Raw genomic sequence first — 3,245 nt, forward strand, 5'->3', positions numbered from 1 at the left:
GAGAAACCTTGTTTTATAAGGTTTCTCTTTGATTTTTATGATGTATTTTTTCAGAATTTATGTATATGGAATTTAAAAAGGAATATCATCATCAAAGTTATTTAATGCAGGTTCTGCTTGTGGAGCAGGTTTAGCCTGTTGCGGTTGAGCTTTGGGTGTATTGTTGCTTTGATTTTGAGCATAGCCGCCATTCATTCCACCTTGGTTGTAGTTATTTGATGGTACTGATTGTTGCTCCCAACCTTGAGCATTACGACTACCTAGCATTTGTAGTACATCGCCTTGAATTTCAGTGGTATAGCGATCTTGCCCGTTTTGATCTTGCCATTTGCGTGTTCTTAAACGCCCCTCAACATATACTTGTGAGCCTTTACGTAGATATTGCCCAACAACTTCAGCTTGGCGACGATAAAATACAATTCTGTGCCATTCTGTAATTTCACGACGTTCACCTGACATTTTATCTGTCCAGCTTTCTGTGGTGGCAACGCTGATATTTGCTACTGCTTCACCATTTGGCATTGTACGCATTTCAGGATCGTTACCTAAATTACCCACAATGATCACTTTATTTACACTTGCCATAGTATCCTCTAAATAATTGAAATATAAATCTCAGCTATTTTGCCTGATTTCAAAAAAAAAATCATCAAATAAAACTGATATTTTGTACAGTTATTTAAATTATACGATAACGCTCGAAAAATTATGAAGTAATTTTATTTGTAGAGATACTCCAAATCATAATTATTTTATGGAGTTATGTTTTATTTTGTGATCAAAATCATTTTTTATTGATATAATTTTCGCTATACTTTTAATCAGATTGGTATCTTAAAAGGAAGTGAATATGAATGAAAAGTTTGTACTGAATGATCACCCCCATCGCAGATTTAATCCGCTTAAAAATCAATGGGTGTTAGTATCGCCACATCGGGCAAAACGTCCTTGGCAAGGGCAACAAGAAGCCTTAGTGCAAGATGAAAAACCGAGTTATGATCCAACCTGTTATCTTTGTCCTAGTAATAAGCGGATTACAGGTGAAGTTAATCCAAACTATACTGAACCTTTTGTGTTTAAAAATGATTTTTCTGCACTTTTACCTGATACACCTGCTCCAAACTCTAATCACGACCCATTATTTAAAATTTCACACACTCAAGGCGAAAGCCGAGTTATCTGTTTTTCTCCCGATCACAGTAAAACACTCCCACTTTTAACGCCAGCCGAAATTGAAAAAGTGATTCAAACTTGGCAATCTCAAGCAACGGAGCTAAGTCAGCGTTATCAATGGGTGCAGATTTTTGAGAATAAAGGCGAGATGATGGGCTGTTCTAACCCACACCCACACGGGCAGATTTGGGCAAGTAATTTTTTACCGAATGAAATTGCAACGGCAGATCAATGTCAGGCGGATTATTTTAAGCAATACGGTTCGCCACTGTTAATTGATTATGCAAAACGTGAATTAGAAAAAAGAGAAAGAATTGTGGTGGAAACAGAAGATTGGATTGCGGTTGTGCCATATTGGGCAAGTTGGCCGTTTGAAACCTTACTTCTACCAAAATCAAAACATTTCACGCAAATTACTCAGTTAAATCAAGCAGAGCGAGAAGATCTTGCACTCGCATTGAAAAAGCTGACTACTCGATACGATAATTTATTTAACATTAGTTTCCCATACTCAATGGGATTCCATTTTGCCCCTTTTAATCAACAGGATAACTCTCATTGGCAACTACACGCTCATTTCTATCCACCACTTTTACGTTCGGCAACGGTGCGTAAATTTATGGTTGGCTATGAAATGATGGCAGAAACCCAACGTGATTTAACCCCAGAACAAGCGGCAGAGCGTTTATTAGCCGTTAGTGATGAAATTCATTATAAAAATAATAAATAGAAGGAAGATAAAATGAACCCAATTGAACTTTCACAACAGCAATTTGAACAGCATTTTGGTTATGACTCACAGCAAACAGTATTTGCTCCAGGACGAGTTAATATTATCGGTGAGCATACTGATTACAACGATGGTTTTGTTATGCCTTGTGCGATCAATTATGGAATGGCAGTCAGCTTTAGTCCGCGAAATGATTCTATTTGGCGAGTGTATGCCATTGATATTAACGAAACCGATGCGTTTGATGTTAAAAAGCCGATCCCACAAAGTGAAGATAAATGGAAAAATTATGTACGTGGCGTGGTGAAATATATTCAAGAGCGTTGCCCTGAATTTATTCAAGGTGCAGATATTGCAATGACTAGTAATGTACCTATGTCATCTGGATTGAGTTCATCTGCAGCATTAGAAATTGCTATCGGTAAGACTTGCCAAGTATTAGGGAATTTACCATTAACATTGGCAGAAATTGCATTGATTGGTCAAAAGGCAGAAAATAAATTTGTCGGAGCAAACTGTGGCAATATGGATCAACTGACTTCCGCATTAGGTCAGAAAGATCATCTTATAATGATCGATTGCCGTAGCCTAGATATTACGCCAACACCTGTACCACAAGGCTATTCTATTGCAATTATCAATTCTAATGTTAAGCACGATCTTGTTACTGGGGAATATAATAGCCGCCGTCAAGAGTGTGAAACAGCAGCACAATTCTTTGGCGTTAAGGCATTGCGTGATGTTACACCAGAGCAATTTATTGAAAGAGCCGCTGAATTACAGCAACTTAATGAGTTAGCCTATAAACGAGCGAAACACGTCGTTAGCGAAAATCATCGAGTGTTAGAAGCAGTAGATGCACTAAAAGTAAATAATATGCAGAAATTAGGGGAGTTAATGGCAGATTCTCACGATTCAATGCGTGATGATTTTGAAATTACAACGCCTGAAATAGATTATCTTGTTGAATTGGCACAAGTAGCAATCGGTAAAGACGGTGGAGCAAGAATGACTGGTGGTGGTTTTGGTGGTTGTATTGTTTGCTTTGTACCAAATCAAAAAGTTGATGCATTACGTCAGTTAATTGCAGAAAACTATCAGAAACAAACGGGTATTCAAGAAACCTTCTATGTTTGTACTGCTTGTGATGGGGTTCGTCAGGTTAAATAAAACGTTCATTTGGGGGGCCCCTACGTATGAACCAAATGTCCGAAATGTAGGGGCTAATTACATTAGCCCTAGACTGATGACAAACCCTAATTTGTTGTATTCAATAAATGGATACACTCAGTGCGTCCGAATGAAAAAAGACTTTGTCAACAATCTGGGGCAAATGTAATTT

Annotated in this window: 3 protein-coding genes; 2 read left to right on the plus strand and 1 reads right to left on the minus strand. The window is 37.7% G+C overall.

Annotation, left to right across the window (positions count from 1 at the left end):
• Positions 1-72: 72 nt before the first annotated feature.
• Entirely contained in the window at positions 73-585 is a 513-nt protein-coding gene (locus ACWIW0_RS11145; protein ID WP_454453371.1) for a single-stranded DNA-binding protein, read from the minus strand.
• A 265-nt stretch (positions 586-850) separates the two neighbouring features.
• Between ACWIW0_RS11145 and galT the strand changes: the two genes are divergently transcribed.
• Both galT and galK read left to right on the plus strand, forming a co-directional pair.
• Positions 851-1,903, plus strand: a complete 1,053-nt coding sequence (gene galT / locus ACWIW0_RS11150) for a galactose-1-phosphate uridylyltransferase (protein ID WP_454453372.1) — start codon at positions 851-853, stop codon at positions 1,901-1,903.
• A 12-nt stretch (positions 1,904-1,915) separates the two neighbouring features.
• Positions 1,916-3,073, plus strand: a complete 1,158-nt coding sequence (gene galK / locus ACWIW0_RS11155; RefSeq protein WP_454453373.1) for a galactokinase — start codon at positions 1,916-1,918, stop codon at positions 3,071-3,073.
• Positions 3,074-3,245 lie beyond the last annotated feature (172 nt).

The sequence above is a fragment of the Ursidibacter sp. B-7004-1 genome (genome assembly GCF_053654055.1).

Coding starts and splice junctions, on each gene's coding strand:
- galT (WP_454453372.1), top strand. CDS start 851: ATGAATGAAAAGTTTGTACTGAATGATCACCCCCATCGCAGATTTAAT.
- galK (WP_454453373.1), top strand. CDS start 1,916: ATGAACCCAATTGAACTTTCACAACAGCAATTTGAACAGCATTTTGGT.
- ACWIW0_RS11145 (WP_454453371.1), bottom strand. CDS start 585: ATGGCAAGTGTAAATAAAGTGATCATTGTGGGTAATTTAGGTAACGAT.